The sequence below is a fragment of the uncultured Boseongicola sp. genome, assembly GCF_937988555.1.
In the GTDB taxonomy this organism is placed as follows: domain Bacteria; phylum Pseudomonadota; class Alphaproteobacteria; order Rhodobacterales; family Rhodobacteraceae; genus Boseongicola.
Genome location: NZ_CALJXO010000284.1, coordinates 1 through 2,680, shown reverse-complemented (window position 1 = coordinate 2,680; position 2,680 = coordinate 1). Strand labels below are relative to the sequence as shown.

Annotated in this window: 3 protein-coding genes; 2 read left to right on the top strand and 1 reads right to left on the bottom strand. The window is 58.8% G+C overall.

Annotation, left to right across the window (positions count from 1 at the left end; all coding sequences use genetic code 11):
- Window positions 1–14: 14 nt before the first annotated feature.
- Window positions 15–581 (bottom strand): hemerythrin domain-containing protein, encoded by a 567-nt coding sequence (locus Q1B15_RS16875; protein WP_299755837.1) that lies wholly within the window; start codon window positions 579–581, stop codon window positions 15–17.
- A 145-nt stretch (window positions 582–726) separates the two neighbouring features.
- Here Q1B15_RS16875 and rpe point away from each other — a divergent pair, with 145 nt between their 5' ends.
- Both rpe and Q1B15_RS16865 read left to right on the top strand, forming a co-directional pair.
- A complete protein-coding gene (rpe, locus tag Q1B15_RS16870; protein WP_299755834.1) occupies window positions 727–1,416 on the top strand; it encodes a ribulose-phosphate 3-epimerase in 690 nt (229 codons plus the stop codon).
- Between the two features lie 124 nt (window positions 1,417–1,540).
- Window positions 1,541–2,344 carry an A24 family peptidase gene (locus tag Q1B15_RS16865; protein ID WP_299755831.1) on the top strand — a complete coding sequence of 268 codons (804 nt, stop codon included), beginning with the start codon at window positions 1,541–1,543 and terminating at the stop codon, window positions 2,342–2,344.
- The last annotated feature ends 336 nt before the right edge of the window (window positions 2,345–2,680 follow it).

The following is a 2,680-nucleotide window of genomic DNA, read 5'->3' as shown; positions in this document are numbered from 1 at the left end:
CGCGCGCTCGGCGCCTACATCAGGTCGGCAGGCGCATATTTCAGCAATACCGGAACGATCAGATCCTCTTCGTCGACCAGATGCCGGTTAAGATCGCGCTTGAACCCATGCAACCCCTTGCAAAAGACATCCGTCGGGGCCCGCCAGTCCGCGCCATTGCTCACTGAATTCAGCACATTGTTGGCCGATACCGAAAACGTCTCGAGCAACGCGTCCAACGCAAGATGATCGCCATCGAGCAGATCAAAGCCCTTTTCCAGACGACGATCCAACTGCCGCAAGCGCGGGAAATAGTGCACATCTTCAATATTATGATGACCATGCAGCTCGCCGACCAGCATGCTGCCGTACCGTGACACCCGCGCGGCCAGCATCCGTTCATCAAGGTTGCCGTCCAGTGCCCGCTCGGTCTCGCCTTGAAGCGACGTCATCAACCGGCGAAACATCATGTGCCGGTCCAGCCAGAACCGGATTAGCGTCCCGAAATTGTCCGAAGACTCCCACGCCTCCCGAGGATAGTCCTCCAAAAGCACCCGTAACGCGTCAGGCAGCCCTTGCCTGTCTGCCAGACTCTCAATCACTTCCCGTGTCCATCCTTATTCCCAGTGGAGAAGATGAAGATAAGCTGAATGCATCAGTTTCCAAGCTCTCCACGGCATAACGCAACTGGTCTCCAGCCATCTGGTGCGGTAAGCCACCCGAAACCATCCCTGGGAGACCCCGGCCATGTCCTTTGACCGTTCCATCAAAATAGCGCCCTCAATCCTTGCCGCAGACTTCGCAAACTTCGGCGCTGAATGCGCAGCCGCAGAAGCCCAGGGCGCCGACTGGATCCACGTCGATATCATGGACGGCCACTTTGTTCCCAACATCTCGTTCGGCCCGGCCACCTGTTCTGCGATCCGCCCACACATCAAAGGCGTCATGGACGTCCACCTTATGATCGCACCGGTCGATCCCTACATCGACGCTTTTGCCGAGGCTGGCGCAAACATCCTGACCGCCCACATCGAAGCAGGCCCACACATCCACCGCACGCTTCAGGCCATTCGCGGTGCCGATATGAAGGCCGGTGTCGCCCTAAACCCCGGCACTCCTGCAAACGCCATCGAAGGCCTGCTCGATAATGTAGATCTGGTTTGCGTGATGACGGTGAACCCCGGCTTCGGGGGGCAGAAATTCATCGACATGACGGCAAAGATCAAAGCCCTTCGCGCCATGATCGGCGACCGCCCCGTCCACATAGAAATCGATGGCGGCGTTGACGCAAAAACTGCCCCCCTCGCGGCCAAAGCCGGAGCCGATGTGCTGGTCGCAGGTTCCGCCGTGTTCCGCGGCGGCAGTGTCACCAACCCTGGTCCCTACGGCGAAAACATCCGCGCTATCCGCGCCGCAGCACTCGGAACCTACACCTGACGCACCGACAAATCCGCAACGTTCACACATGCGCCGCGCGCAACGCTCCCAAGCTGCTTGACCAAACACGCCTTTCCACAGAAAAATGGCGCGGCCCGGGGGCGTAAAAAGACGAGCAAACCGCGTGACAATCTTTGAGGCTTTAAACCTTTCTGCCATCTTTGTGCTTGTGTTGGTCTCTCCGATGACCGGCTCGTTCCTGAAATGCTGGGCCGATCGTGCAGCTTCCGGCAAAAGCGTGGTCGATGGCCGCTCGTTTTGCGATGGCTGCGACAAGACTTTGGCAGCGCGTGATCTTATCCCGATCCTCAGCTGGGTCTTGGCAGGCGGTAAAAGCCGGTGCTGCGCAACCCCCCTGCGCTGGACACTTCTCACACCCGAAATAACAAGCCTGCTTCTTGCCGTCTGGGCAGTCCTGACCGTGCCTCTGCACCTCATGCTGCCCTCGCTGATCATCGCTTGGCTCTTGCAGGCGATCGCCCTCCTCGCTGTCCCAGCCCCACGGATCGCCACCATCTTGGGAATGATCCTCGCCATCTTCGGCCTTGGGCTGTCCCTTTTCGGCGTCACCGGCGATCTCGACACGCGCCTCCTTGGCTTCGCCCTTGGCCTGTTGTGCGCAACGGTCGCCTGGACCGGCGCGAGCGACCCGCGATCGCGCTACCTTCAGGCCGCAACCTTTCTGCCTGCAATAGGATCGCTGCTAGGCGTTGGCCTGATGGGCCTCGCGATTGGAATTGGTGTCATACTTGCCCTTCTGCACAACGCCGTGTCCCGAATGATCAGACGAGACGGAGAAGACCCCGTACCGCCGGCCACATCGCTGGCCATAGGTTTGGCTGGGGGCACATGGCTGGCGTGGATCTATGGCATCGACCTGGTGCGGTCGCTCGCCAATACCTTTCAACTTATGTCAGCGCTGGACTAAAGCCGCACCAAACGCCGGAGCAAAAGTGCGCCACTTGGCTGGTTCTGGCAGGAGTAAAAGTGTGCCACTTTGGTGGGTTTAGGTTCGTCCACAGGCCCGCATAGGGGAGAGTACCCTCAAATAGCGACGGAGCTGTACGGGCTGTGGTCCAACGGACCCAGCGTTTGCGCTTCAGACTTTGCCCGATTGGCGGCCGTGTTTGAGGGCATTCCAGCCTATCCTGTCCATGACTGCCTGATCGTGAAGGTCTCTGATGTCGAGAGTGTTGCACTTTCTGTCTTTAAAAATCCGCCCGACTGAACTTTTTTGATGGCGTTCTGACCCATAAGAATTCTG